We start from the raw sequence: 25,792 nt of genomic DNA, 5'->3' as shown, positions 1-25,792 counted from the left end.
CGTTTTTATTCGAAAGTGGAGTCCACTGATGCGATTGGTTCTGTTGGGACCGCCCGGTTCGGGCAAGGGCACCCAGGCGACACGTCTCAAAGACACGTTTGAGATCCCGCACATTTCCACCGGCGACCTGCTGCGTGCCGAAGTGGCTGCCGGTTCGCCGCTGGGTTTGAAGGCCAAGGAAGTGATGGCGCGCGGCGACCTGGTGTCCGACGACATCCTGCTCGGCATGCTGGAGTCGCGGCTCGGTCAGCCCGATGTTGCCAAGGGCTTCATCCTCGATGGCTATCCGCGCAATGTGGCCCAGGCCAATGCGCTGGACGAACTGCTCGGCAAGATCGGCCAGCCGTTGGACGCGGTGGTGCAACTGGATGTCGCCAGCGAGTTGCTGGTCGAGCGCATCGCCGGTCGTGCCAAGGCCGAAGGCCGTGAGGACGATAACCCCGAGTCGGTGCGCAAGCGCTTGCAGGTCTATACCGACTCCACTGCGCCGGTGATCGGCTTCTACGAGCAGCGCGGCAAGTTGGCGCGCGTGGACGGCGTGGGGACGCTGGACGAAGTGCTGGACCGTATCAGCAAGGCGCTCGGTCGCTGACGGCGGGCGGGCCGGGCGCAGGCCCGGTCCATGTTGGCCCGCGTCGCTGGCGGGCAAGGTGCATGCAACGCATTGAATGCACAAAGAAAAACCCCGGTCGCACAAGGCGACCGGGGCAGAAATAACGCCAGTAATGAGCTTGCTCAGAGCCCCGCAGCATGAGCTCCCTGGGGATTTTGGCCACTTGGGGAGTAGGACCAAAAAAGGTACTGCGACTGGCGTTCAGCAGGATGAGCGATGTGACGTAGTTCGCATATCGGGAGATTCCCGACAGTGCAGTAGGTGTTTTCTGACACTGCGACCGGCGGCGGATTGAATGTCCCGCAACTCCGGCGATCGGCGACAATATGCGGCATGACCAAACTCCACATCCTCGGCATCGCCGGGACTTTCATGGGCGGTGTGGCCGCCCTTGCGCGCGAGCTGGGCTGGCAGGTGGAAGGCAGCGACCAGGCCATCTATCCGCCGATGTCCACCCAGCTGGAAACCCTCGGCATCGCGCTTGCCCAAGGTTACGCGCCCTCCAATATTTCTTCCGACGCCACCGAGGTCGTCATCGGGAATGCCTTGTCGCGTGGCAATCCGGCGGTGGAAGCCGTGCTCGACGCCGGTCGTCGCTACACCTCCGGGGCACAGTGGCTGGCCGAGCAGGTGCTGCCGGGCCGCGACACGCTGGCGGTCGCCGGGACGCACGGCAAGACCACCACCACCACCATCCTGAGCTACCTGCTGGAGGCCGCCGGCCGTGCGCCGGGCTTTTTGATCGGCGGCGTGGCCGAGGACTTCGGCGTCTCGGCGCGACTGGGGCAGGGGCGTGCGTTCGTGGTGGAGGCCGACGAATACGACACCGCGTTTTTCGACAAGCGCAGCAAGTTCGTGCACTACCGGCCGCTGGTGGCGATCCTCAACAACCTGGAATACGACCACGCCGATATCTTTCCGGACGTGGCCGCGATCCAGCGCCAGTTCCATCATCTGGTGCGCACGGTGCCCGCGCGCGGGCGGCTGATCGTCAACGGTGAGGATGCGCGCCTGGCCGAGGTGCTGGCGATGGGCTGCTGGACGCCGGTGGAACGCTTCGGTTTCGATGCGTCGCTGGAGTGGAGCGCACGCCTGATCGCCGCCGATGGCAGCGTGTTTGCGGTGCTGCATCGTGGTGTGGACATCGGCCAGGTGCAGTGGCCGTTGGTTGGCCGGCATAACGTGCTGAACGGTCTGGCGGCACTGGCTGCCGTGCATGCGGTGGGCGTGGACCCGGCAACGGTGATGCCGGCGTTGGCGCGCTTCCAGAGCGTCAAGCGGCGATTGGAAGTGCTGGGACAGGCGCGCGCAATCACCGTCTACGACGACTTCGCGCATCACCCCACCGCGATTGCGACCACGTTGCAGGGCTTGCGTGCGAAGGTGGGTCGCGCACGCGTGCTGGTGGCGATGGAGCCGCGCAGCAATTCGATGCGGCTGGGCGCGCATGCGCAGGCGCTGGCGCCGTCGTTACAGGATGCCGACGCGGTGGTGTTTCTGCATCGGCCAGAGCTGGCATGGGATGCCGCACCGATCATCGCGCAGGTGCGCGGCCAGGCCCGTGTTGCGCATGATGTGGAGGGATTGCTGCAGACACTGGGCGAGATTGCGCAGCCGGGTGACCATGTGGTGTTCATGTCCAATGGCGGATTCGACGGCGCACCGCGTCGCTTCCTGGCGCAGCTGTCCTGATGGCACCGAGCACCGCCACCGCCGACTTGCCATTGTTCCCGCTGCACAGCGTATTGCTGCCCGGCGCGGCGATCGGGCTGCGGGTGTTCGAGCGACGCTATCTGGATCTGGTGCGCGACAGTGGACGTAGCGGCACCAGTTTCGGTGTGTGCCTGATCCTGGATGGCGCCGAGGTGGGTGCGCCGGCAACGCCGGCTGCGTTCGGGACCGAGGTGCGCATCGAGGACTTCGATGTCGGCGCCGATGGCGTACTGGTATTGCGCTTGCGCGGGGCCCGTCGCTTCCGTGTGCAGCGGTCGCGTATTCGCGACAACGGGCTGGTGGTGGGCGAGGTGACATGGTGCGAGCCCGAGAGCGATGACGAATTGCGGCCCGAGCATGGATTGCTGGCCACCGTGCTCGAACGCATGCTCGAACAGATCGGCGGCGAATTCGCCTCGGCCGGGCCGGGGTTACTGGATCAAGCCGCATGGGTCGGCTGGCGGCTGGCCGAATTGTTGCCGCTCACCGAGCAACAACGCTTGTCGTTGTTGCAGCAGGACGATCCGCATCGGCGCCTGGATCAATTGCTGGCGTGGATGCCTTGATGAGCTGATGGGTGCAGGTGGCCCATCACCGCGCTTGCACCGCTGCAACGGCACACTGCTCACGCTCGAGAGTGCGCTGCCGATGGCATCCACGCACTGGATGCGCGCATTGGCGGCACTCGTCATCGATCCATGGAGTGTGCCCTTGATCATCGACGTCAAACCGCGTGTGGCGGATGTAATCAGTCAGGTCTGGCGGACCCTGGCGGTATTGTTCGTATGGGACGTGTTGATCACGATCATCTACTACGGGCTGCCGTTCCGCGCGCCGGCGTTGCCGCTGACCATCTTCGGTTCGGCACTGGCGTTATTCCTGGGCTTTCGCGCCAATTCGACCTACCAACGTTGGTGGGAAGGGCGTGTGCTGTGGGGCCAGATGATCAATGCCTCGCGCAATCTGGTGCGCCTGAGCACCAGCATCCTGTCGGCTCCTGAAGCAGAGGTCCTGGGGCGCACCATCGCACGGCGCCAGATTGCCTACGTCAATGCGCTGCGCTGCCAGTTGCGTCGCTTGCCGATCGCCATGGCCTTGGAGCCACGGCTGGATGCCGATGAAATCGCAGCGGTGATCACGCGTACCAATGTCGCCAATGGCTTGCTCGACACCACCGGGCGCAATGTCGAACAGGCGCGCCGCGATGGCTGGATCGACAGCATCCAGCAGGCCAGTGTCGAGCGCATTCTGGTGGACATCGCCAACGCACAGGGCGGCATGGAGCGGCTGAAGAACACGCCGCTGCCCTATCAGTACCGCTTCTATCCGAACCTGTTTACGCGGCTGTTCTGTGTATTGCTGCCCATCGGGCTGGTGGAGACGTTGCAGTACGCCACACCGGTAGGCTCCACCGTGGCCGGCTTGATGTTTCTGGCGGTGTACAAGATCGGCGACGATCTGGTCGATCCGTTCGCCAACACCATCCACGATCTGCCGCTGGACAGCATGTGCCGCACGGTGGAAATCGATGCGCTGCAAGCCATCGGCGAACAGGCACCGGAACCGATGAAGCCGGAGGATGGCGTGTTGTGGTGAGTGCTGCAACGCGCGCGCGGCCTGCCGCGATGCGTGTGGGTGCGTCGCGCGGTCGACTCGCGTGGTGCTGCAGAGCGGGCCAGTGCCGCAAGCGGTGCCGGACTGATGCCGCGTGATTGCTGTGCCACTCTGTCGGTAGCCGCAGGCGCAAGCGCGTTAGCCGCTACCCGCGCGGCGCGCGACTGCGCCGACGCTGCCGCAATAGCCTGCCACCGTCGGGCCATCGCCCGTTCGATCGCCCTTGCTGCAGCGACTGACTAAGAGCAGCTAACAAAACCTGGCGAGCGAGCGCCTGTCAGTGAGTGCAGTGGTCTTGTCGGCCGTATCTTGGTGGATGCCGTCAGAAATCCAGATCAAACACTGAGTGGGTCGAATGCGCGGTGCCCTCACCGCTGGCGGGACACGCCGTGAATCCATCCCTGGAGGCTCGGTGGCGGCATCCATGCCGCCACACGGTCCCGCAAGCGGCGAGGACACCGCAGCAGAGACTCCGCTGGTTGCTGTGTTTAAACCCATGCATGCCGACCATCTCGACTGGTCCTTGCCCACCCAGCGTCGCGGGACCTTACGCGGCATGGATGCCGCGCAAGAGCTACAAGGACGTCCTTGCAGCGTGTCCCGCGACGCTGGGCGGGCAAGGGCCCTGCAGCCAGGCCGCAGATCAGCCGGCCTGCAGTAGGCTGACGCGAAGTGGTTTTGTTAGCCGCTCTAAGGCTGCGGCTGTGCCGGATCAGCTGCAGTGCGACCAGTTGCAGTTGCCGCGTCGGTAGCGGGCTGCGCTTGCGCTGCGCCATTGCCGCGCACTGCATCTCCCGAGGTGCTGTCGATCAACATCACCGGTACCTGCGAGCGTCGACGTTGTTCGATGCGATACGGCAACGGACCCAGCGCCTCACGCAATGCACTCAGCGCCGGGTCCACCCCGCGCAGCGGATACCACAGCCCGATCAGGCTGAAATGGCGGCCATAGCGCAGTGTCTGGGTGCTGCCTACCCACAACGGCTGTGCCCCCGGCTGCAGGCGTGCGGGCGCCGGCCACAGCCGCAGGACATGCACATGGCCGGGCGTGGCGTGGCGCACCATCAGCAAGGCTTCGACCTGGGTGTCCAGGGTGGCCGGCAAAATCGGCACCTCGTCCGGGCGACCGCTGACATCCAGCAGATGCAGCGCCTGCTCCCAGCCGGCCTGCGGTTGCACCCGCCAGCCGCGTGCTTCCAGCTGGCGCTGCAAGGGGGCGAGCGGCCCGGCCAGTTGGACGTCCAGCGGCCAGCGCTGGTCGTCGTCGAATTCGTTGCGGCGTGCCGGCAGCAATCGCCATTGGCCCTGCCACCAATCGCTGGCCGGCAATTCCATCAGCAACGGCGGTGGCGGCTCGAATTTGGCCAGTTTGGTTTCCAGATTGCGCGGCGCGAACACGATCGCGCAGATCAGGAACACGCCATAGAAGATCCACGACACCGGTTTGACCCAGAACGCCCGCGTGGCGCGACGGCGATAGGCGATACCCAGCACCAACAGCCAGAAGATGCCGAACAACATGCCGCCGACCACGTCGCTGAGCCAATGCGCGCCCAGGTACAGGCGTGCGAAACCGATAAGCGACACGATTGCGCCACTGACCAGATACGGCCATACACGGCGACGGCCGGGCAGTTCGCGCGCGATCAGCAGCGCAAAGAAACCGAACCCGATCGTGGCCATGGTGACCGCCACCGATGGGAATCCGAAACCGCTGCTGGCTGCGGGCGGGCGCACCACCTGGACGGTAGCGCCAAGCAACTGGGTCAAGGCAAGCCCGAACGCCAGCGCGATCACCCAATGCGTCGCCGCCATCCAGCGGCGGCGCCAGGCCAGATAGCCCATCGCCGCTGCAATCGCCGGCAACAGCACTTGCCAATCGCCCAGCGAGGCGAGCGCCACCATTGGGTAATCGGCCAACGGGTTGCGCAGCGCCAGCATCAGATCGTGCACGGCCAGGTCCACGCGTAGCGGCTCGCCGTGCGCCAACACCACCATCAACAACACGAACCAACCCCAGCCCAGCAACAGCAGCATCAAGGCCATCATCGCCAACGGCACCGACTCGCGTCGGCGCGGGTCGAACACGCTCACCGACCAGTTGCCCAGCACCGGATGCCGATGCGACCACTCCAGCAGCCGGGCCAGCAAGGCATCCAGGTGGCCGGCCGACCAGCGATACGAATACAGCACCATCGCCCAGGCCAGGCCGATCACGGCGGCCAGCAAGGCGACCACCACAAACAGGCGGCCGGCCACCGCAGCCACCGCGTCGTAGGCGGTGCCCAGCACCCAGCCGGGCACCAGGAACAGCAGCGCCCATGAGATGCAGGCCAGGCCGCTGGCGACCAGATAGCGCTTGAACGGCATGTGCGACATGCCGGCGATGGCCGGCACGAACGGCCGCACCGCGCCCACATAACGCGCGATGAGGATGCTCTTGAAGGCATTGCGCCGAAACAGTAGCTCGCCACGCTCCAGCAATTGCGGGTAGCGGCGGAACGGCCAATAGGTGTGCAACTGATGGCCCCAGCGATGGCCGATCCAGAAGCTCAGCGTATCGCCGATGAAGGCGCCCAGGGCGGCGCAGGTCACCGCATACGGCCCATTGATCTGACCGAGCCCGATCAGCACGCCGATGGCGAACAGCAATGGCAGTGCCGGCACGATGGCACCGAGCACGATCACCGCATCGCAAAATGCGATGGCGAAAATCACCACGCCTGCCAGGGTGGGGTGGTGTCCGATCCACTCCAGCGTGGCGTCGATCCATGAATTCATCGGCCAATTATAAGTGGGCATGGTGGCAACTGACTGGCACCGTCCTCACATCGGCCTGCCCGCTTCACCTGGGGTTGCGAGCGGACGCCCGCCTGACGCGCGTGCGCAATGTCCGGTGGCGCTTGCGATCGGCGATGCGGCAGGCCGCCTACAATGGGGGGATGAGTGACGATCCCGCCGACAATCTGCCGCTGAAGTCCGATACCTTCGGGCGCATCCTGTTGATCCGCGAAGCCGATCGCGTGTTCGTGCGGCGCGATCTGAGCGTGGCGCCGTGGTTGCTGCGCGGCGTGGCCTGGTGGCTGGCGCGCCGCGAAGCGTTGGCCTTGCGTCAGCTGGATGGATTGCCGCGCACACCGCGCCTGTTGCATTGGGACGGACGCCATCTGGATCGCAGCTATCTGGCCGGCGATGCGATGTACCAGCGCCCGCCGCGCGGCGACCTGGCCTATTTCCGCACCGCACGCAAGTTGTTGCAGCAGCTGCATCGCTGCGGCGTGGCGCACAACGACCTGGCCAAGGAAGCCAACTGGCTGGTGCAGGACGACGGCAGCCCGGCGGTGATCGATTTCCAGCTGGCCGTGCGCGGCCATCCGCGCGCGCGCTGGATGCGTCTGCTTGCACGCGAAGACCTGCGTCACCTGCTCAAGCACAAGCGCATGTATTGCCCGACCGCGATCACCCCGGTGGAACGCCGCGTGCTCAAGCGCACCTCCTGGGTGCGCGAGCTGTGGTTCGCCACCGGCAAACCGGTCTACCGCTTCGTGACCCGCCGCGTGCTGCATTGGGAAGACAACGAAGGGCAGGGGCCGAAGCCGTGAGGTGCCGGGAATAGGGAATAGGGAATAGGGAATAGGGAATAGGTAGAGCGTATTGCGGCAGCTGATTGTTCCTCGGCTGCTCGACGTTCAAGGCGCTAAGCTTTTGCGATTCCCCATTCTCGATTCCCGATTGCCATGACCTTGAAAGGCAAAACCCTGTTCATCACCGGTGCCTCGCGCGGGATTGGTTTGGCGATCGCATTGCGGGCGGCGCGCGATGGGGCCAATGTGGCCATTGCGGCCAAATCGGCGGTGGCCAATCCCAAGTTGCCGGGCACGATCCATAGCGCGGCCGAGGCGGTGACCGCGGCCGGTGGACAGGCGCTGGCGCTCAAATGCGATATCCGCGACGAAGACCAGGTGCACGCGGCCGTGGCCGCTACGGTCGATGCCTTTGGCGGCATCGACATCCTGGTCAACAACGCCAGCGCGATCTGGTTGCGCGGTGCGTTGGAGACGCCGATGAAGCGTTTCGATCTGATGCAGCAGGTCAATGCACGTGGCAGTTTTCTGTGTGCGCAAGCGTGTCTGCCGCATCTGCTGCAGGCGCCCAATCCGCACATCCTCAGCCTTGCGCCGCCGCCATCGTTGAACCCGGCGTGGTGGGGTGCGCATACCGGCTACACGCTCGCCAAGATGGGCATGAGCCTGGTGACGCTGGGGCTGGCAGCCGAATTCGGCCCGCAAGGCGTGGCGATCAATGCGCTGTGGCCACGCACCGTGATTGCCACCGATGCGATCAACATGCTTCCCGGCGTGGACGCAGCTGCCTGTCGCCGGCCGGATATCGTGGCCGACGCGGCGCATGCGGTGCTGATCCGCGAGGCAGCCGGGTTTCATGGCCAGTTCCTGATCGATGACCAGGTGCTGGCGCAGGCTGGCGTCACCGACCTGGGCGGTTACGCGGTGGACCCATCGCGCGCGCTGTTGCCGGATCTGTTCATCGACTGAGCGCAGCGGTTGCGGTGTCGCTGCTTGGCGGGGATACGAGGGAACGCGTCGGCAGATCGCTTGCAGGTACCGGCGGCAGTGTCTGCGGGGGAGCACTTGCGTGCTGGCTACGAGCACGTCATACGCAGCACGCGCGGGAATCGGGTCGTGCAGGTGAGTCGACTGCAGATATAGACAGTGTCGATGGGGCTGCGTATCACGCATGTCGGCGCGGGGAGCACGTCTTCGATTGAGCACAAAGGATTCACGGCAAGGTTTGCTATGGTGCGCGGCTGAAAACGTTTCCAACAAGGATGTGCGTCCGTGTCTTCGATGTTCCGTGTGCCTGCTCTGGCCGTTGCCGTCTGCGTCGTGGCCGCTGCCTGTGGTGGTAAATCGCAGCAGCCTGCAAGCGATGCCATTGCCACAACCGCTGAAACACAGCGGGATGCCTCGCAAGGCGTGACCACCAAGCTGGGCGCGTATATCGACTGCTTCAACCACGTCAACGCGCGGGTGCATGCGGGCGCCAAGCACTACACCGGCTGGATGCAGGACCCGTTCGCGGGCCCGACCGGCCGCGAGTCCGGCATGACCGGCCCGTACGACATCGACGACGACGACATGAAGCACTGCGATGCGCCGGTCAGTGCGGCCGCTGCCGCGAAACCCTCGCTGCCGGCACTGGATAAGGCAGCGTTGCAGTATCACGCCGCGCTCAAGGCGCTGCGGCCGGTCAGCCACGAGGTGGCCGATTACTACACGCGTCAGGATTACGAAGACGACCAGTTCGCCAAGGGCAAGCGACTGCACCCGCAGTTGATGGAGGCGTTGTCGACCTACGCCGATGCCAGTGATGCCTTCAGCGCCGAGCTGGACGTACAGAACGACGCGGTGCAACGGCAACAACTCAAAACGCTGGAACAGGGCAAGGGCCGCACCCGCGAGTATTACCGGTTGGCGATGATGCTCGACGCCAGGCAACTCGCCGATCTGTTGGAAGCGGAGCAGTTCGACGTGACGCGCGCCAATGCGTTGCTGGACGGCTTCAACCGCCTGTCCGATGAAGCGCATGCCAAGGTGGCCGATCAGGAACCGGGCAAGTTGACCTGGAACAGTTTCGAAACCGCAGCAGAAACCTTCCGCAGGCAAGCCAAGGCGCGGGTCAAGCGCGTGGTGGAAAAAACCCCCTACAGCAAGATCGAACAGGGCTGGCTGGATAGCCCCTCGCTGGCGCCCGAAGGCTCGTCACGCAAGCTGCTCAACACCTACAACGCGCTGGTTTCCGCAAGCAATCGGCAGTAATCACCACGTCTTCCGCCGCCGCGCTGTGTGCCGATCGTCGGCAAGGCCAGGCGGTCGCACGCTGCGGCGACCACCTTCTTCAACCTCATCAATGGAACGCGACATGACCCGTCCCCTTCGTTATGCGCCGCTGACTGCGGCGATCGCTTTTGCCGCGCTGCTTGCCGGCTGCCAAAAAGATGCGCCCGCCGGAGCGGTCGAAGGCGCCGACAAGATCAATGCGTATATCGCCTGTTTCAACGGCGTCGAGCAGCCGATCCATGAAAGCTACCAGCAATACATCGAGTGGATGCAGGATCCCAAGGCCGGCCCGACCGGCAAGGAAACCAACATCCATGCGCCGGGCACGGTGCTGTCCCATCACGTGGAGGCATGCGGTGCGCCGATGACCGCAGCATTGGCACAGACCCCGGCCAACGCCGAGCTCGATCCGGTGGCAAAGACCTACCAGCAACGCTTCACAGCGCTCAACGAGCGTATCGGGGAAGCGGTGCGCTACTACGACCGCGAGGATTATCTGCGCGACGACGGCAAGGGCATGAAGGCGCTGCATGCGCCGCTGATGCAGGCGTACGACGCGTTCTTCGAAGCCAGCGAAGCGATGAATACTGCGCTGGAACACAACGAAGATACCCGGCGCCAGGCGCAGATCGATGCGATCGAAAAGGAAGAAGGGCGTAACGCGTCCTGGTACCAATTGAAGATCATCGGCGAGGGCAAGCAGTTGGTGCAGGTGCTCGATCACGATGCGCCGGATCTAGCCGCAGCGCAGACCCAGCTGACGCGCTACCAGGGCATTCTGGAGGAAGCGCAGAAAGCCAAGGTCGGCCAGGGCGATGCGATGTGGGGTCACATGGAACGTTCCGCCGACAAGCTCGCACGCGAGTCGGGGCGTCTGCTCGAGCGTATCCGCACCAAGACACCGGTGAACAAGAGCGAGCAGATGCTGTTGGACAGCGGCTCGATCCCGCCGAATGGCACGCGCCAGGCGGTGCTGGCCAGCTACAACGACCTGATCGAAATGAGCAACCGCATGTCGCATTGATGCTGTGCAGGCATCTCTGTTGCGTTGTGTAAGCGCATCGAGCAGATAACCGTGCAAGTTCCAACGCGCGGCTATTTCGAGTAATCGCTGCATTTAGATGCCGTCAAAAGCCGAGTCGGTCGAGGGCGCGATGCCCTCACCGCTCGCGGGACACGCCGTGAATCCGTCCGTGGATGCTCCATGGCGGCATCCATGCCACCAAGGGTCCCGCAAGCGGCGAGGGCACCGCGCCTACCAGCTTGGTCGTGTGCCGATGGGAACTGCAACTCCAGCTGCCGCCACCTAATCGCTGGGGAAGTAGTTGTTACCTTCCCCGAAGTAGGTAGCACCGCGTCAGCCGTTGGAGATATCCGTCAGCGGCTCGGCGCACTGCCGGCAGTAGCGTGCATCGGGTGTGTGGCCTTCCAGTCCGCAACGTGGACAATTGCGCGCATCGCGCTTGCCGGTGTGGCCGCCTTCGCGCAGCGTGCTGGCCAGTTCGGCGGTGTAGATCCCGGTGGGCACGGCGATGATGCTGTAGCCGGTCAGGATCAAGGCCGAGGTGACGAAGCGGCCAAGCGTGGTCTGCGGTACCAGGTCGCCGAAACCAACGGTGGCCATGGTGACGATGGCCCAGTACATGCTGGTGGGGATGCTGGTGAAGCCGTGTTGCGGACCTTCGATGACGTACATCGTCGCGCCGGCGATCACGGTGATGGTGAGCACGGTGAACAGGAATACCAGCACCTTGCGCCGGCTACGCCATAGCGCGTCCACCAGTTGCCCGCTTTCTTCGATATAGCGGGTGAGCTTGAGGATGCGGAACAGGCGCAGGATGCGTAGCACGCGTACCACCAGCAGCGTCTGCGCACCCGGCACGAAGAACGACAGGTAACTCGGCAGGATCGACAGCAGGTCGATCACACCCCATGCGCTGAGCGCGTAGTGCAGCGGACGTCGCACCACCGCCAGGCGCAATGCGTATTCGATGGTGAACAGCACCGTGAACGCCCATTCCAGCGGCACCAGCCAATGCGCCGAATGCGCATGGATGCGCGGCACGCTGTCGATCATGATCACCACCACGCTGGTGAGGATCGCCACCACCAGCATCAGGTCGAAATTACGCGACGGGCGGGTGTCGTGCCGGTAGATGATGTCGAACCACTGCCGGCGCCAGCCGTCGGCGGTGGCGGGCGTGAGCTGGGGATCGGAGAAAGGGCGCATGCGTGCATTGTGCCGCAGGCCGGCGAATGCGCGAGAATGCCGGTTCTCCCTCCGCTTCTGCGACCCACCACCATGAGCACCGCTGCCGATTCGCCCCTGTCCCTCGCGCATTACTACCTGCCGGTGTACCGCCCGCGTCAGGTGGTGCTGGAGCGTGGGCAGGGCAGTCGCGTGTGGGACGATCAGGGTCGCGAGTATCTGGATCTGTCTGCCGGCATCGCGGTCAGCGGGCTGGGCCACAACGATGCGGATCTGATGGCTGCCCTCACCGAGCAGGCCGGCAAGCTGTGGCACACCAGCAACGTGTTCTACAGCGCGCCGCCGCTGCGACTGGCCGAAGAATTGGTGACCGCCTCGCGTTTTGCGCACAAGGTGTTTCTGTGCAACTCCGGCACCGAGGCCAACGAAGCGGCAATCAAGCTGGTCCGTAAATGGGCCAGCAATCAGGGCCGCCCGGCGGACAAACGCGTCATCGTGACCTTCCGTGGCAGCTTCCACGGGCGCACCCTGGCATCGATCACCGCGACCGCGCAGCCCAAGTACCAGGAAGGTTACGAGCCGCTGCCGGGTGGGTTCCGCTACGTGGATTTCAACGATGTGCCCGCGCTGGAAGCGGCGATGGCGTCGGGCGATGTGGCGGCGGTGATGCTCGAGCCGATCCAGGGCGAGGGCGGCGTGATGCCGGCCGCGCCGGGCTTTGTCGCCCGCGTGCGCGCGCTGTGCGACCAGCACGATGCCTTGCTGGTACTGGACGAGATCCAATGCGGTATGGGCCGCACCGGCACGCTGTTCGCGCATTGGCAGGAGCAGGTGACGCCAGACATCGTGACCTTGGCCAAGGCGCTGGGTGGCGGGTTCCCGATCGGCGCGATGCTGGCTGGACCCAAGGTCGCAGAGACCATGCAGTTCGGTGCGCATGGCACCACCTTCGGCGGCAATCCGCTGGCTGCAGCAGTGGCGCGCGTGGCGCTGCGCAAGCTGGCGTCGCCGCAGATCGCCGAGAACGTGGCGCGGCAGTCGGCGGCGTTAAGCGCCGGTCTGGAGGCGCTCAACGCCGAGTTCGGCCTGTTCGCGCAGATTCGTGGGCGCGGGCTGATGCTGGGCGCGGTGCTGGCACCGGCGCATGCCGGTCAGGCGGGCGCGATCCTCGATCTGGCCGCCAAGCACGGCTTGCTGCTGTTGCAGGCCGGGCCGGATGTGCTGCGCTTTGTGCCGGCGCTCAATCTCACCGATGCCGAACTGGCCGACGGCCTGGCGCGCCTGCATCTGGCGATCGCCGAGTACGTCGCGCAGAAATGATCGATACCTGCGTGTTCTGCGCCATCGTGGCCGGCCCCGCGCCGGCCAGCGTGGTGTGGGAAGACGCGCAGGTCGTCGCGTTTGTCGATCTGCGCCAGCCCGTGCCGGGGCGTGTGCTGGTGGTGCCGCGTGTGCATGCACCGCAACTGCACGATCTTGACGAGGACAGCGCTGCGCAGTTGATGCGTGTTGCGCATCGCGTGGTGTGCGCAATGCAGCAGTGCTGGGCGCCGGCCGGCAGCAACCTGTGGCAGTCCAACGGCGTGGCGGGTGGGCAGGAAGTGCCGCATGTGCATCTGCATGTGCAGCCACGGCGGGATGTGGATGGGTTGTTGAGGTTTTATCCGGAGGGTGTGCCGTTGCCTGCATCGCGCGATCTGCTGGACGCTCTGGCGACGCAGTTGCGTGGAGTGTTGGAGCCTGGACGCGAGTGACTGGCGGCGCTTTGTAGAGAGTGGATGTCCGCATCGTTCTTCCCCAGGCGCGTTCTGTTGAGTTGGGGGACGTCGGTCGTGCCCTCACCCCAACCCCTCTCCCGCAAGCGGGAGAGGGGCTTGATTGCGGCGATCGATGCTTGTCTTCCCCGTGTCTTGCCTTCTTCGTGTCTTGCCTTCCCCCGCATGCGGGGAAAGGTGCCCGAAGGGCGGATGGGGGCATCGGTCACCGCCGGGTGATCAGGGCAGTGGCGGGAGAGGGGCATGCCGATGCGCTGAATGCTGCAGGTCGTGTCAGGTGTGCCGTCGCTGGTGATCGCGCTCCTGCGATGCTTTTCGATTCCCGATTCCCGATTCCCGATTCCCGATTCCCGATTCCCAATTCCCAATTCCCAATTCCCAATTCCCAATTCCCAATTCCCAATTCCCAATTCCCAATTCCCAATTCCAGCCGCTCACGCCACCCCATACCGCTTCAACACACGTCGCAAGCCACCTGCATCGCGCACCGTCTCTGCATGCAGTCCGGCCGTGCGTGCGCCGCGCACGTTGACGAACAGGTCGTCGATAAACAACGTCCGCGACGCAATCGCATCGAGTTGCGCAAGCGCGCGCAGATAGACCTGCACATCGGGTTTGCGTCCGCCCAGCGCGCCGCTGCACAACACCCGGCCGTTCAAACGCGGGAACAGTGTCGGTACGATCCGCTCGATCGCCTCGGTCATCAGTGGCCCATTGTTGGTGAGCACCGCCACCGCGGTCGTTGCCGACACCGCCAGCACCTGCGCCACGATCGCCGGGTCGACACGGCAGGCGGCCACGCGCGTATCGATCCAGGTAGCGCGATCGATCGGGTGCCCCAGCCCCGCGCTCAACTGCGCCAGATAGGCCTGCGTGTCGATCGTGCCGGTGTCGTAGGCGCGCTCCAGACCCTGTTCGAACAGCACCTGGTGCACGCGCTGGGAGCTGCATGTCGCTGCAATGGCGAGTGCGGCCAGACGCCGCGGCCGCGCGTAGCTGGCGAGCACGCCATCGAAGTCGAGCAACAGCAGGGACGGCGAGGGAAGCGGCATAGGTGTGCTCGCGATGCGGCCCGGCAGCGTTGTCGATCCGCTGCGGCATGGCAAGTGGGCGGGAGCTCGTAGGAGCGGGTGCGTCCGGATGGGTGGGGCTATTACCTATTCATAGTTTTGAATTCGGCAGAAACCTACCCACCTAGGCAGACCCCACCCTCCGCATGAGGCATGCGGCGGAACCGCGCTGGTTATGGTCGCTTCATGCCGCATCAGCGGTGTCAGCCGGTCCTGGGAGGGGGCCGATCACTCAGCACGTACACTCCAGGGGTCGATTGCATGCCTAAGCGCTTCAAAACCGATCAACTGGCGGTCTCGGTCGCCGCCATTCTCACCGCCGCCACGCGTCGCCGCACGCTCACCTCGATGGCCGTGTTGCTAGCTGGCGCGCACAGCCTGCCAGGCCTGGCCCAGGAAGCGCGTACCCTGGATGCGGTCAGTGTGGTCGGTACCGGCTCCACGCGCACCACGGCATCCATTTCCGCCGACGAGATCCAGGCACAGGTGCCCGGCGTGGCGCCGCAGCAGTTACTGGCGAGCCTGCCGGGCGTGAACGTGCAGACCACCGACCCATTCGGGTTGTACGAATTCGGCGACTCGATGACCATTCGCGGCTTTTCCGCCAATCAGATCGGCGTGACGCTGGATGGCATTCCGATCGAAACCTTCGACACCCGCGAAGGCGGGCCGATCACGCGTTATGTGTCCAGCGAAAATCTGCTCGACGTCACCGTGTCGGCCGGCTCGGGCGACGTCACCCAGCCCTCTTATCACGCACTGGGCGGTGCGATCCGCTACACCAGTCTGCCGCCCAGAGGCGGCGATACCTGGAGCGGCAATGCCACCCAGACCATCGGCTCCAACGATCTGGTGCGGAGCTTCGTGCGTCTGGATACGCCGGATTGGTGGGAGGGCGGCCCCAGTGCCTACCTTTCCGCATCGCGCACGCAGGGCGGGGTGTGGGACATGGAGCCGGCCACGCAGAAGAGCGACCACTTCGAAGCCAGGATCCGCCAGGCCTGGGACGTCGGCAGCCTGACCCTGGGCTGGATCTACAACAACCGCAAGGACTACGACGTGCAGTCGTACAACTCCGACGGTTCGGTGTCGTGGGATATCAAGGAACGCATCACCGGCAATCCGGAAGTGGACGCCGAACATTACAGCGAATGGCAGAACGGCCGGCGCGATTCGCTGCTCAGCCTGCACGGCGATTTCCTGTTCAACGATGCGATCGGCTTCACCTTCACCGGCTACTACGAGAACAAGCATGGCTATGGCGTCGGCGGTACCCCGCCGAGCACGGCCACTGGCCTGTACAACGACGCCATTGCCGGTACGCCCGGGCGCACCGATATCGCCATCAACGATCCGCAGATTGTCGATGCCAACGGCAATGTCACCCGCGTCGGTGCGATGACCCGGCGCGAAGAGCTCATGGGCGGCGATCGCTATGGTGCGACCACGGCGGTGTCGTGGGAGACCGAACACAACAAGCTCGAAGTCGGCGCGTGGTACGAGAGCTACGATTTCGACCAGGTGCGCCCGCTGTACAACCTGGACCCGGCCACCGGCGGGTTGCTCAAGAACGCCTTGCCGGTCGTCATTTACTACGACAACCATTTCTCCACCGAAGTGAAGCAGCTCTACATCAAGGACACGCTGCGCCTGCTCGATGACCGGCTCACCATGGAGTTCGGCGCCAAGGGACTGGACGTCAAACGCGATTACAACGGCATCGCCAATCTCGATGACTTCAACGTCGGTGCGCGGCGCGATGTCACCATCAAGAACAGCGACTGGTTCCAGCCGCAGGTGGGTGCCAGCTTCCAGCTCGCCGACGGTGTGCAGGTGTTCGCCAACTACGCGGAAAACTTCAGCTCCGCGCCGCGCCTGGCACTGACCTCGGGCGCGTTCAATCCGGATATCGCGCCGGAAGAATCGACCAATATCGACATCGGTATCCGTGCCGAATCGACGCAGTGGAGCGGTTATCTCGCGGCCTACAAGATCGATTACGCGAACCGCATCATCGCGCTCACCGACCCGGACCCGCTGGTGGTCGCGCCCACCGTCTACGCCAACGTCGGCGACGTACAGACCTATGGCGCGGAACTATCCGGCATGTGGAAGCCGGCGCCGGGCTGGCGATTGGGGGCATCGCTGACCTGGAACACATCCGAATTCCAGGACAACTACTTCGGCCCGGTCAGCGGCAACCTGGTGCAGGTGAAAGGCAACGACGTGCCCGATTCACCCAAGGTGATGTTCAGCGTCAACGGCGGGTGGGAAGGCGAGCATTTCTTCGCCAACCTCGATACCAAGTACACCGGCAAACGCTACGGCGACACGCTCAACACCGATCAGGTCGATGCCACCTTCATCGTCAACGGCAGTGTCGGCTATCAGGGCGATGACACCGGCTTTCTCGCCGGTGGACGGCTGCAGGTGTCGGTCTACAACCTGTTCGACAAGGACGATGCGATCGGTGCGGTATTCCCCAACGAAAGCTCCGGCTCCTATCAGCTGGTCGCACCGCGCCAACTGTTCGCCAGCCTGTCCTACAAGTTCTGAGGCGGTGATGCGGCCGGCATCGTTGCCGGCCGCATACGAGTTTGTCAGTCGCTCTTGATCCATGACATGCAAGGACAACGCGTTGATGCAAGGCAATCACTCTGGGGCGATGACACGGCGACAATTGCTGGCGCGCATCGGCATGACCGCTGGCGGCGCAATGATGTATCAGGCGATGAGCAGCCTGGGCATGGCGGCCGAATCCAACTTCAAGGGGCCGTTGCAACTGGACGGCGACCCGAAAGGCGCCTCGGTGCTGATTCTGGGCGCCGGGTTGGCCGGCATGGCTGCCGCCTTCGAGCTGCGCAAGGCCGGGTATCGCGTGCAATTGCTCGAATACAACGATCGCCCCGGTGGCCGTAACTGGACACTGCGCGGCGGCGATCGCTATACCGAGCTTGGCGGGGCGACCCAGCACTGTCAGTTCGACGATGGGCTGTATCTCAATCCCGGCCCGTGGCGCATTCCGCATCACCACAAGGCGGTACTGAGTTACTGCAAGCAGTTCGGCGTGGCGCTGGAAGCGTTCAACCAGGTCAACTTCAACGCGCTGCTGCATAGCCAGAAAGGCTTCGGCGGCAAGCCGCAACGGTTTCGCGCGATCGATGCCGACTACAAGGGGCACGTGTCCGAGCTGTTGGCCAAGTGCACGCAGCAACACGCACTCGACAAGAGCGTCAGTCGCCAAGACCAGGAAATCTTGCTCGAATCGCTTCGCAACTGGGGCGCACTCGACCACAACTTCGGCTACGTCAAAGGCAAGGAAAGCAGCGAACGGCGCGGATTTGCGCGCTATCCCGGCGGTGGTCTATCGGGCAAGCCGGAATTTTCCGACCCTTTCAACGTGCAGGATGTGCTGCGTTCGCGGCTGTGGACCACCCTGGCCGCAGGCAACAACTACGAAATGCAGACCAGCATGTTTCAGCCGGTGGGCGGCATGGATCAGATCGGCAAGGCGTTCGCGCGCCAGCTCGGCGATAGCATTACCTACAACGCCAAGGTCACCAAGATCGACCAGGACAGTAGCGGCGTGCGCGTGTCCTGGCAGGACGCCGCACGCGGCGGCGAAGAACGCACCGCCACTGCCGATTGGTGCATCTGCACGATTCCCTTATCGGTGCTCAGCCGCATTCCGGTGACCGCCAGCGACGCGATGACCACCGCGATCGGCCAGGTACCATACGCGGCATCGGTCAAGGTGGGCCTGCAATTCAAGCGCCGCTTCTGGGAAGAGGACGAAGCCATCTATGGCGGCATCAGCTACACCGATCTGCCGATCACCTTGATCAGCTATCCCAGCACCAACTATCACAGCCCAGGCAAAGGCGTGCTGCTTGGCGCCTATGTGTGGGGGCTGGATGCCTACCAGTTCACCTCGATGACGCCGGAGCAGCGCGTGCGCAAGGCGGTCGAGTACGGCACGCAATTGCATCCGCAGTATCCACGCGAATTCGAGAACGGCGTTTCGGTCGGCTGGCACCGCGTGCCGTTCACGCATGGCTGCTTCGGCATGTGGAGCGAGCAGGCACGTGCCGAGCACTACACGCCGCTGTGCCAGATCGACGGCCGCCTGGCGTTGGCAGGCGAGCATGTGTCCTACATCCCGGCCTGGCAGGAAGGCGCGATTCTGTCCGCGCACGATGTCGTGGACCGACTGCATCGCAAGGTGCTTGCCGGAGGAGCCCGCGCATGAGCCTGTTGTCACGATGGGCCATCGCCGCTTTCGTGGTGGCGCTTGCAGGGTTGCTGATGCCACCGGGGATGTACGAGGCGCAGGCGCAGAGTTCCGATGCCACGCAGCTGTTTCCGCAGCAGGGTTTTGCCAAGGCGTCCGGCAAGGATGTCTATCAAGCGATCTGCCAGGGCTGTCACATGTCGGCCGGCAACGGTGCGCACGGTGCGGGCGAATATCCCGCGCTTGCCGACAATCCCAAACTGGCCGCCGCGCCCTATGTGACCATGATGGTGCTCGACGGGCATGCCGGCATGCCCGGCTTTGGCGACATGCTCGACGACCGCCAGGTGGCCGAGGTGGTGAGCTATGTGCGCACCCACTTCGGTAACGATCACGCCGATGCCGTCACCGTTGACGACGTCAAATTGCTGCGCCACTGATTTCCACTCATGCAAGGAGTTGCCATGTTTCGTCCACTGACGTCTGTTCTCACTGCCGCGATGTTGTGGTCCGCCTGCCTGACCGCCGCGCATGCTGCCGAGGTGATCCGTCACAAGATTCCCAATAGCGATTTCCCCATCGCTGCCGCCGTGGAGATTCCCGCCGGCAAGGCCACCGTCTACGTCAGCGGCAAGGTGCCGGCAGTGGTGGATACCAGCGCGCCGAAAGACTCGGCTGCCGCCTATGGCGACACCAAGACGCAGACGGTGAGCGTGTTGAATCAAGTCAAGCAGCAACTCGCTGCAATCGGTTTGGGGATGGGAGACGTGGTGAAGATGCAGGTGTTTCTGGTCGGCGATCCGGCACTGGGCGGCAAGATGGATTTCAACGGGTTCATGGAGGGCTACCGCCAGTTCTTCGGCACCAAGGAGCAGCCCAATCTGCCGGCGCGTTCCGCGTTCCAGATCGCCGCATTGGGCAATCCGCTGTATCGGGTGGAAATTGAAGTGGTCGCTGTTCGTCCTTGAATCGGCGTTGCCGTCCTGTTGGAGGTTGTGATGAAAACTGCTCTTTCGCGCCGCATGTTTCTGCGTGATTCCGCCCTGTTTGCCGGTGCTGCCGGCGCCAGTGCCCTGCCGCTGCTGGCCAATGCGGCCGAGCGTGCCGCCGCTGCCGTGCCGACAGCGGCAAGCGCGTTGTCGCCGGTGATGATCGGTTCCAACGAATTTCCCGATGGTCCGTCGCCCGCTGCGTTGCAGGCCATTGCGCAGATTGCGCCACGAGGCGGGCGTTACCTGCGCGATGTGCAGATGGAACTGATGAATACCCTGGCTGCCGAACTCAAGTTGCCGGTGAATCATTTGATGGCCTATGCCGGTTCCACCGAACCGCTGGACTACACCATGCTGGCGTTCACCTCGCCCAGTGCCGCGCTCGTCACCGCCGATCCCACCTACGAATCCGGCTGGCGTGCCGCCACCCGGAATGGCGCCAAGCTCATCAAGGTGCCGCTGCGCAAGGACTTCTCGCACGATGTGCAGGCGATGTGCGCGGCCGATACCAGCCCCGGCGTGATCTACATCTGCAATCCCAACAATCCCACCGGTTCGGTGACCGCCCGCAAGGATCTGGATTACGCCCTGGCGCACAAGCCCAAGGGAAGCGTGCTGGTGGTGGACGAGGCCTATATCCACTTTGCGCAAAGCACCCGCAGCGTGGTGGACATGGTTGCCGCAGGCGAGGACGTCGTGGTGTTGCGCACGTTCTCCAAACTCTACGGCATGGCCGGCATGCGTCTGGGCTATGCGGCCGCACGCCCGGACCTGTTGGCCAAGCTCATGTTCTACAGCGTCAACAGCTTGCCGGTGACTGCAGTCGCTGCCGGGCTGGCGAGCTTGCGCGACCCGGCACTGGTGCCGCAGCGCCGCGCCCGCACTGCCGCCACGCGCAAGGACGTCATGGATTTTCTCGCCAAGCAGGGCTATGCCTGCACCGCGTCGGAGAGCAACTGCTTCATGGTCGATGTAAAGCGCCCTGCCGCAGGATTCAAGGACGACATGGCCACCCATGGCGTGTTCATCGGTCGTAGCTGGCCGGTGTGGCCGACCTGGTCGCGGATCACGGTGGGCACCGAGGCGGAGATGGCGCGCTTCAAGCAGGCGTTCGTGCAGGTGATGGCCGGCAAGCGCGGCCCGTTCCCGTTGTCGGAAGCCACGGCCGATGCGCATGATCCGATGGATGCTTTTTTCCGTTACGCGTGAGGCGTTACCCTGATCGCACCGGCACGTGCACACGCGTCGGTGCGGGCAGGCGCGCCGCGCGTTGCGCATTCTTTATCGCAGGAGTGTTCCTTTGAAATTGTTTTCGATGTTTGCCGTGGTTGGCCTGGTGCTGATGGCGCCTTCGGCATGGGCGCGGACGTGCGCGGTGACCATCGCCGGCAACGATCAGATGAAGTTCGACCAGAGCGCGATCAAACTGGCGCCCGACTGCACGCAGGTGGACCTCACACTCAAGCACTCCGGCAAGATGGCGGCCACGGTGATGGGCCACAACTGGGTGCTGACCAAGTCTGCCGATTTCCAGGCTGTCGCCAATGCCGGCGTGCGCTCGACCATCGCCGACAGTTATCTGCCCAAGGCCGATGCCCGGGTGATCGCGCATACCAAGGTCATCGGCGGCGGTGACACCACCACCGTGAGCTTTCCGACCAGCAAGCTGAGCAAGGGCGGCGACTACACGTTCTTCTGCTCGTTTCCCGGCCACTGGGCGATGATGAAAGGCACGCTGAGCTTTGGTTGATGGCGTGGCTACGCAGATTTACTGACAATGTGACATGGGAGCTTCTTCAAGAAACAAAGGCTGGTGGACTTCTTCGCCATCGTTGCTCCTATTGCAAGGCGCAGTGAGAGGCATTGACAGGGCAGATTAGTTTCATCACCTTCAAGGTCTCAACTCTCATCAATCAAAAGCTTAGAGCGGCTATCAAAGCTACTGTGCGGCCGCCAGGCGGGCGTGGCCGGTGCTCGGAATTTTCATGTACTACTCGTCCACTGCGGTTTCTCCGCGCCGTCCGTACCCGCCTAACGGCTGCTCGCTACGTTTTGTTAGCCGATCCTAGTCCAGTTAGGACATTCTCGGCCCGCTTCTGCTTGGGTCCTCTTGGCTGTGGTCACGTGCCTGCGTTAGCTCTTGTAATCGTGTTTGCTCCTGCGTATCGCGGGTCTGAGTCGCAGCTAGGTATTGCTGTTCCGGAGCCGCCGCCAGCGCCTCGCTGGTCGGCATGTGTGCGCGGTTGGCATACGGATCCGGAGAGGCTCCAGGGCCACTGCGCATGACAAACATGGTCACGCCCCCTGGAAGCTTGTCGGTCGGTACGTTCAGTGCGACATCGACCTTGTCGCCGGGCTTGAATCCCGCTTCAACAGCCATTTTGTACGCGCTCGCAACCATGCAATCGCTGCGCTCATCCCACGGTTTGTTGGCGCTTTCATCGAGCCTTGCGATGGATGAGCGGAGTTGCTCCACCAGCGCAGCGTCTTGCGGCTTCGGGCCAACGTCGCTTTGACGACTCACAGATGGCTGCTCGTCTTCACGTGGATCGTGCCATGCAACAGAGCGCGCACCCATCTGCATTCCCGGTGCGGCGACCTGTGCTGTGGTCGCGCCGGTGGCCGCTGTACGCCCCTGCGCATGATCGTCGTCCAGCGAGGACGACCTTCCTGGCGCTGTCTGCGACGACGGCGCGCTGGGTAATGGGGTTTGCGAGGAAGGTGCCGCAGGCTGCTGCATCTGAGGCGACTGCGCAGGAGGATTGGGCGAGGTGGCGTTGGCAGGCATGGCTTGCTGCCGTTCTGCCTGCGATATCTCTGCTGCCGTCGTGGTCGCCTTGATCTCCATGCGGTCGTCGTTCTGACCAACCACCGTGGCAATCGAGCCATCTTTCTGCAGCTGCAGGAAAAAGGGCATCTGCTTGCCCGTATCGCGTGCATGGTCTTGTGCAACTGCCGCCGTGGCGGCATCGATCTGCGCGTCAGTGCGCGTAATGCCAGCGCGGGCGTACATCCCGGCCACCTGGCTGTGCAAGTCGCTCTGCGTCGGTGTGGGATTGCTGCGGGCAACCTCCGCCATCGAGGCCATGTCTTGAAGCCCGGCCTGTTGGCTCTGCCACGTGCGGTTCAATTCCTCGCGCGTGTTGCCGGTAGCCGCATTGGTGCCATAGAGCGTGCCGGGCGTGGTCCATTCGCCGTGGGCGTCGCGGGTGTAGGAATGACCGTCGGACGCCTGTAACGGCTGCGGTTGCGTGCGTGCGTTCGTGATGGCCTGCGGCACCGGCTCGCGATTGGCGAACTCATTCCAGCCGAACTGGTTGTAGGCGATCTGGTAGCGGGCCGCTGTTGCTTCCGGCGTGTTGGCGGCGTTCTGCGCAATGATCGTCTGGGACTGGCTCTCCAACGCGGCCCCACGCTCGGCGCTGATCGGGGCACTGCGTGTGACTGGTATCTTGCCGTCGATATTTTCCCTGATTTCAAGCTGCCACTTCCCGGTCTGCGCATCGCGCACATAGTCGCGGCCCGTTTCAGACGGCTCGCGCGGCGGATGCGTCTCGTTCTTGGCATCCAGGCGGTATGGATCCTGCGGCTTTGGTGGATTTGCCAGCCCGAGTGAATACGAGTCGTTAGCCGCGCGATAATTCAGTTCGTCGACAAGGCGGCCAGCGGCAACCAGCCGTGTTTCCTGATAGCCGCCGCTTGGCAACGGAGCGCTCACCGTACGCGTCCACGTGCCTTGGGGATCCTCTGGGTTGCGCGTCCACTCGTTGCCACTGCGGTCTGGCTGTGTGTAGATCCGGTTGATGTCCTGCTTCTCGGCCCAACGTTCGCCAAGGTAGGCGCCCGCCACGCCGCCAACCAAGCCAGTAGCCAGCGCGCCAGGCCCCGTCCACGACCCTGTGACGGCACCGTAGCCTGCACCAAGCAGGAAGCCGCCTGCGATGCCGCCTGCATTGCGGCCGACGAAGTGCGTGGCTGCCGACTCGGCGCCGGTGTCGTTGCCCTGCGTACTTAGCTGGACAACGCGGTGGCCGGTCACGGCGAAGTCATAGGCCATCAGCGCAACGCCGGCCGCACCCGCGACACGAGCACCAGAAAGCCCCCGTGCCCCGGCAGCCTCCGCTGCAAGCCCTTCGCCCGCCACGATGCCGCCTTCGCCTGGGGCGCCAGGAAGCCGCGGCCCAGCCGGTGGCCGTGCCAGAACCGGGGGCATCTCCTGGGCAAAGGCGAGGCGCAGCCGCGTTTCTACCGGCTCGGTGAGTGGCAAGCGACCGGCTTGGTTTGCTTCGGCAATCGCCGTGCCGAGAGACTGCCGTCCGCCCCAGCGATCACTCAGCGCAGAGACGCCTGTCTGATCGATTGCGTCCAATGCCAGTTTCACGTTGCCTTCTGACTTCGTAACGGCCGCCCATTGCGCCTCTGCTGCTGACATCTTGCCAAGTTCGGCAATCTGAGTAGCGTGGTTCCGCTGGTAGCCCTCGATGTCACCGAAGAACGTCCGAATTTTTGCGTTGGCTTGCTCCGGCGTCATGCCCTGAGGCGCGTTAGTCACAAGGTCGCCATTGACCAGGCCGGCTTTGAGCGTGGCGGTAAGATTATTGACCCTAGCCACGATGCGTTGTGTAGCGGCTTCGTCACCACGGAACATCGCCTGGCCGTCGGGTGATATCTCCAAGCGCTGCAGTTTAATTGCGAGTTCTTTATTATAAGCGCCAAGTGGTCCGCCTGGATGAGGCGATAATCCCATTTGGGCTGCTAAAGCCTTGTCAGCTGGTAGGTTTAGCATGCTGCCGGGGCCATCAATATTGAATAAGCCACGCTCTGACAAGGTGTTTAATAATTTGCTGCGGCCATAAGCAGCTTGTTCGATGACGTGATGACCTTGAAAGACCGGAGTGTCTGCCATTTTAATGTTCCCGCGCGATAACGCCTGGGCTAGGTTTTACGAATCAAAATTTCGAAGCGTCGGTTAGTTCGATACCGTCCAGATTCGCAGTATTGAGTGCTTCAGCTAGAACACGGTCGCAAATAGCGTTGATACCGAGTCTGGGCTGTCGAAAAACATGCGCACTCCCCACGACTTCTTGCTTGAAAATGAGGCTGGCTCCACCGGAAACGCTGTAGAACTTTAGATCTTCACCTGTTTGATGATCTCGTTCGAACTCAATCTTTACCTGGGACAAATCCTCATCGAGTGCATCTAGCGAACGCACTACTTCGCATAAGTAGTGTTGAGGCCCAGGCTTGCCATCAGCGAGCGTGAAGTCACACGCCGCAAACGCAAAGCCCTCTGGATCCACTGATTCGAAAACGCGTTTCAACGCTTCAGAAACAATCCACATACCAAACAGATTTTCAAAATCGCGTGGCATGCCACCCAATTCAGGTAGATGGACTAAATGAGGTTTTTCCGAGTACTGCCCTGGATCGCCATTAGGCGGCTCAACGATAAAGCTTCCAGGAAGCCTGAGCTTTTTTTCATTTTCGATTTCTATTCCAGGCACTTTTCCATTGCCCCAGAAACTGGGCTCAAGGACAAAAAATTCCCCTTTATGGGAATCGTGGGAGATAGTAACGGGAATTGCAGCTTGCTCATTCATAGAGGCCTCCATACATATGTGCCGATGCGTTGAAAGTATAGTTTTTATTGCTTCGATCAATCGCTTGTAAATTCGCAGCGTCTCGTACCCGAACGACGCCTGGATTCGCAATCATCA

20 protein-coding genes, 1 other RNA gene and 1 pseudogene are annotated in these 25,792 nt (G+C 63.4%); 17 read left to right on the top strand and 5 right to left on the bottom strand.

All coding sequences use genetic code 11. The features are described 5' to 3' along the window. The first annotated feature begins 28 nt into the window (after window positions 1-28). From GGR62_RS09225 to GGR62_RS09210, 4 genes are all read left to right on the top strand, one after another. The gene (locus GGR62_RS09225; RefSeq protein WP_184407600.1) at window positions 29-592 is read left to right on the top strand and encodes an adenylate kinase; all 564 of its coding nucleotides are present in this window, start codon (window positions 29-31) and stop codon (window positions 590-592) included. Between the two features lie 345 nt (window positions 593-937). Then, window positions 938-2,305, top strand: a complete 1,368-nt coding sequence (gene mpl, locus GGR62_RS09220) for a UDP-N-acetylmuramate:L-alanyl-gamma-D-glutamyl-meso-diaminopimelate ligase (RefSeq protein WP_184407619.1) — start codon at window positions 938-940, stop codon at window positions 2,303-2,305. Beyond that, entirely contained in the window at window positions 2,305-2,892 is a 588-nt protein-coding gene (locus GGR62_RS09215; protein WP_184407599.1) for an LON peptidase substrate-binding domain-containing protein, read from the top strand. Before mpl ends, GGR62_RS09215 begins: the two co-directional genes overlap by 1 nt. Window positions 2,893-3,037: 145 nt before the next feature. Next, window positions 3,038-3,922, top strand: coding sequence for a bestrophin family ion channel (locus GGR62_RS09210; protein WP_184407598.1), 885 nt, complete (start codon window positions 3,038-3,040; stop codon window positions 3,920-3,922). A 795-nt stretch (window positions 3,923-4,717) separates the two neighbouring features. Here the strand turns inward: GGR62_RS09210 and GGR62_RS09205 are convergent. Next, window positions 4,718-6,721: pseudogene (locus GGR62_RS09205) on the bottom strand (VTT domain-containing protein); the annotation flags it as partial. A gap of 161 nt (window positions 6,722-6,882) precedes the next feature. On the opposite strand from GGR62_RS09205, the gene GGR62_RS09200 reads away from it, so the two are divergent. The 4 genes from GGR62_RS09200 to GGR62_RS09185 all read left to right on the top strand — a co-directional run bounded on the left by GGR62_RS09200 (window position 6,883) and on the right by GGR62_RS09185 (window position 10,822). After that, on the top strand, window positions 6,883-7,542 hold the full coding sequence (locus GGR62_RS09200) for a serine/threonine-protein kinase (protein WP_184407596.1): 660 nt from the start codon (window positions 6,883-6,885) through the stop codon (window positions 7,540-7,542). Window positions 7,543-7,677: 135 nt separating this feature from the next. Next, window positions 7,678-8,493 (top strand): NAD(P)-dependent oxidoreductase, encoded by an 816-nt coding sequence (locus GGR62_RS09195; RefSeq protein ID WP_184407595.1) that lies wholly within the window; start codon window positions 7,678-7,680, stop codon window positions 8,491-8,493. Between the two features lie 312 nt (window positions 8,494-8,805). Then, window positions 8,806-9,777: a YiiG family protein gene (locus GGR62_RS09190; RefSeq protein ID WP_184407618.1), complete on the top strand. Its 972-nt coding sequence runs from the start codon at window positions 8,806-8,808 to the stop codon at window positions 9,775-9,777. Window positions 9,778-9,880: 103 nt separating this feature from the next. After that, window positions 9,881-10,822: a YiiG family protein gene (locus tag GGR62_RS09185; protein ID WP_260305714.1), complete on the top strand. Its 942-nt coding sequence runs from the start codon at window positions 9,881-9,883 to the stop codon at window positions 10,820-10,822. A gap of 333 nt (window positions 10,823-11,155) precedes the next feature. Here the strand turns inward: GGR62_RS09185 and GGR62_RS09180 are convergent, their stop codons facing one another. Continuing rightward, complete coding sequence (locus GGR62_RS09180) at window positions 11,156-12,028, bottom strand: ion transporter (RefSeq protein WP_184407593.1); 873 nt, start codon at window positions 12,026-12,028, stop codon at window positions 11,156-11,158. A 72-nt stretch (window positions 12,029-12,100) separates the two neighbouring features. Between GGR62_RS09180 and GGR62_RS09175 the strand changes: the two genes are divergently transcribed. Together GGR62_RS09175 and GGR62_RS09170 are read left to right on the top strand one after the other, a co-directional pair. Beyond that, window positions 12,101-13,327 carry an acetylornithine transaminase gene (locus GGR62_RS09175; RefSeq protein WP_184407592.1) on the top strand — a complete coding sequence of 409 codons (1,227 nt, stop codon included), beginning with the start codon at window positions 12,101-12,103 and terminating at the stop codon, window positions 13,325-13,327. Further along, a complete protein-coding gene (locus GGR62_RS09170; RefSeq protein ID WP_221229107.1) occupies window positions 13,324-13,761 on the top strand; it encodes an HIT domain-containing protein in 438 nt (145 codons plus the stop codon). The genes GGR62_RS09175 and GGR62_RS09170 overlap by 4 nt, the downstream gene beginning before the upstream one ends. A 455-nt stretch (window positions 13,762-14,216) precedes the next feature. Here the strand turns inward: GGR62_RS09170 and GGR62_RS09165 are convergent, their stop codons facing one another. Beyond that, on the bottom strand, window positions 14,217-14,834 hold the full coding sequence (locus GGR62_RS09165) for an HAD-IA family hydrolase (RefSeq protein WP_184407591.1): 618 nt from the start codon (window positions 14,832-14,834) through the stop codon (window positions 14,217-14,219). A 279-nt stretch (window positions 14,835-15,113) separates the two neighbouring features. Here GGR62_RS09165 and GGR62_RS09160 point away from each other — a divergent pair, with 279 nt between their 5' ends. From GGR62_RS09160 to GGR62_RS09130, 7 genes are all read left to right on the top strand, one after another. Next, the gene (locus GGR62_RS09160) at window positions 15,114-17,408 is read left to right on the top strand and encodes a TonB-dependent receptor (protein ID WP_184407590.1); all 2,295 of its coding nucleotides are present in this window, start codon (window positions 15,114-15,116) and stop codon (window positions 17,406-17,408) included. Between the two features lie 85 nt (window positions 17,409-17,493). Continuing rightward, window positions 17,494-19,101: a flavin monoamine oxidase family protein gene (locus tag GGR62_RS09155; RefSeq protein WP_184407589.1), complete on the top strand. Its 1,608-nt coding sequence runs from the start codon at window positions 17,494-17,496 to the stop codon at window positions 19,099-19,101. Next, window positions 19,098-19,523: a cytochrome c gene (locus GGR62_RS09150; protein ID WP_184407588.1), complete on the top strand. Its 426-nt coding sequence runs from the start codon at window positions 19,098-19,100 to the stop codon at window positions 19,521-19,523. Before GGR62_RS09155 ends, GGR62_RS09150 begins: the two co-directional genes overlap by 4 nt. A gap of 24 nt (window positions 19,524-19,547) precedes the next feature. Beyond that, window positions 19,548-20,051, top strand: a complete 504-nt coding sequence (locus GGR62_RS09145) for a RidA family protein (RefSeq protein ID WP_184407587.1) — start codon at window positions 19,548-19,550, stop codon at window positions 20,049-20,051. A gap of 30 nt (window positions 20,052-20,081) precedes the next feature. Then, the gene (locus tag GGR62_RS09140) at window positions 20,082-21,284 is read left to right on the top strand and encodes a pyridoxal phosphate-dependent aminotransferase (protein WP_184407586.1); all 1,203 of its coding nucleotides are present in this window, start codon (window positions 20,082-20,084) and stop codon (window positions 21,282-21,284) included. A 91-nt stretch (window positions 21,285-21,375) separates the two neighbouring features. After that, on the top strand, window positions 21,376-21,825 hold the full coding sequence (gene azu, locus GGR62_RS09135; protein ID WP_184407585.1) for an azurin: 450 nt from the start codon (window positions 21,376-21,378) through the stop codon (window positions 21,823-21,825). Window positions 21,826-22,060: 235 nt separating this feature from the next. Continuing rightward, window positions 22,061-22,136: non-coding RNA, sX9 sRNA (locus GGR62_RS09130), on the top strand. 13 nt (window positions 22,137-22,149) lie between these two features. On the opposite strand, the gene GGR62_RS09125 is transcribed toward GGR62_RS09130, so the two are convergent. Both GGR62_RS09125 and GGR62_RS09120 read right to left on the bottom strand, forming a co-directional pair. Then, on the bottom strand, window positions 22,150-24,132 hold the full coding sequence (locus tag GGR62_RS09125; RefSeq protein WP_184407616.1) for an XVIPCD domain-containing protein: 1,983 nt from the start codon (window positions 24,130-24,132) through the stop codon (window positions 22,150-22,152). Between the two features lie 892 nt (window positions 24,133-25,024). Further along, on the bottom strand, window positions 25,025-25,687 hold the full coding sequence (locus tag GGR62_RS09120) for a DUF1629 domain-containing protein (protein ID WP_184407584.1): 663 nt from the start codon (window positions 25,685-25,687) through the stop codon (window positions 25,025-25,027). Between the last annotated feature and the right edge of the window lie 105 nt (window positions 25,688-25,792).

The organism is Xanthomonas sp. 3075 (genome assembly GCF_014197275.1).
Lineage (GTDB): Bacteria > Pseudomonadota > Gammaproteobacteria > Xanthomonadales > Xanthomonadaceae > Xanthomonas > Xanthomonas campestris_B.
The sequence above is the reverse complement of the archived record's forward strand: the minus strand, read 5'-3'. Positions and strand labels throughout refer to the sequence as shown.

What these genes read in the sequence shown, in the direction of transcription:
- GGR62_RS09175 (WP_184407592.1), top strand. Translation starts at nt 12,101, where the DNA reads ATGAGCACCGCTGCCGATTCGCCCCTGTCCCTCGCGCATTACTACCTG.
- GGR62_RS09195 (WP_184407595.1), top strand. Translation starts at nt 7,678, where the DNA reads ATGACCTTGAAAGGCAAAACCCTGTTCATCACCGGTGCCTCGCGCGGG.
- GGR62_RS09180 (WP_184407593.1), bottom strand. Translation starts at nt 12,028, where the DNA reads ATGCGCCCTTTCTCCGATCCCCAGCTCACGCCCGCCACCGCCGACGGC.
- GGR62_RS09215 (WP_184407599.1), top strand. Translation starts at nt 2,305, where the DNA reads ATGGCACCGAGCACCGCCACCGCCGACTTGCCATTGTTCCCGCTGCAC.
- GGR62_RS09125 (WP_184407616.1), bottom strand. Translation starts at nt 24,132, where the DNA reads ATGGCCTATGACTTCGCCGTGACCGGCCACCGCGTTGTCCAGCTAAGT.
- GGR62_RS09225 (WP_184407600.1), top strand. Translation starts at nt 29, where the DNA reads ATGCGATTGGTTCTGTTGGGACCGCCCGGTTCGGGCAAGGGCACCCAG.
- GGR62_RS09155 (WP_184407589.1), top strand. Translation starts at nt 17,494, where the DNA reads ATGCAAGGCAATCACTCTGGGGCGATGACACGGCGACAATTGCTGGCG.
- GGR62_RS09145 (WP_184407587.1), top strand. Translation starts at nt 19,548, where the DNA reads ATGTTTCGTCCACTGACGTCTGTTCTCACTGCCGCGATGTTGTGGTCC.
- GGR62_RS09185 (WP_260305714.1), top strand. Translation starts at nt 9,881, where the DNA reads ATGACCCGTCCCCTTCGTTATGCGCCGCTGACTGCGGCGATCGCTTTT.
- GGR62_RS09200 (WP_184407596.1), top strand. Translation starts at nt 6,883, where the DNA reads ATGAGTGACGATCCCGCCGACAATCTGCCGCTGAAGTCCGATACCTTC.
- GGR62_RS09150 (WP_184407588.1), top strand. Translation starts at nt 19,098, where the DNA reads ATGAGCCTGTTGTCACGATGGGCCATCGCCGCTTTCGTGGTGGCGCTT.
- GGR62_RS09190 (WP_184407618.1), top strand. Translation starts at nt 8,806, where the DNA reads ATGTTCCGTGTGCCTGCTCTGGCCGTTGCCGTCTGCGTCGTGGCCGCT.
- GGR62_RS09170 (WP_221229107.1), top strand. Translation starts at nt 13,324, where the DNA reads ATGATCGATACCTGCGTGTTCTGCGCCATCGTGGCCGGCCCCGCGCCG.
- GGR62_RS09165 (WP_184407591.1), bottom strand. Translation starts at nt 14,834, where the DNA reads ATGCCGCTTCCCTCGCCGTCCCTGCTGTTGCTCGACTTCGATGGCGTG.
- GGR62_RS09160 (WP_184407590.1), top strand. Translation starts at nt 15,114, where the DNA reads ATGCCTAAGCGCTTCAAAACCGATCAACTGGCGGTCTCGGTCGCCGCC.
- GGR62_RS09140 (WP_184407586.1), top strand. Translation starts at nt 20,082, where the DNA reads ATGAAAACTGCTCTTTCGCGCCGCATGTTTCTGCGTGATTCCGCCCTG.
- GGR62_RS09120 (WP_184407584.1), bottom strand. Translation starts at nt 25,687, where the DNA reads ATGGAGGCCTCTATGAATGAGCAAGCTGCAATTCCCGTTACTATCTCC.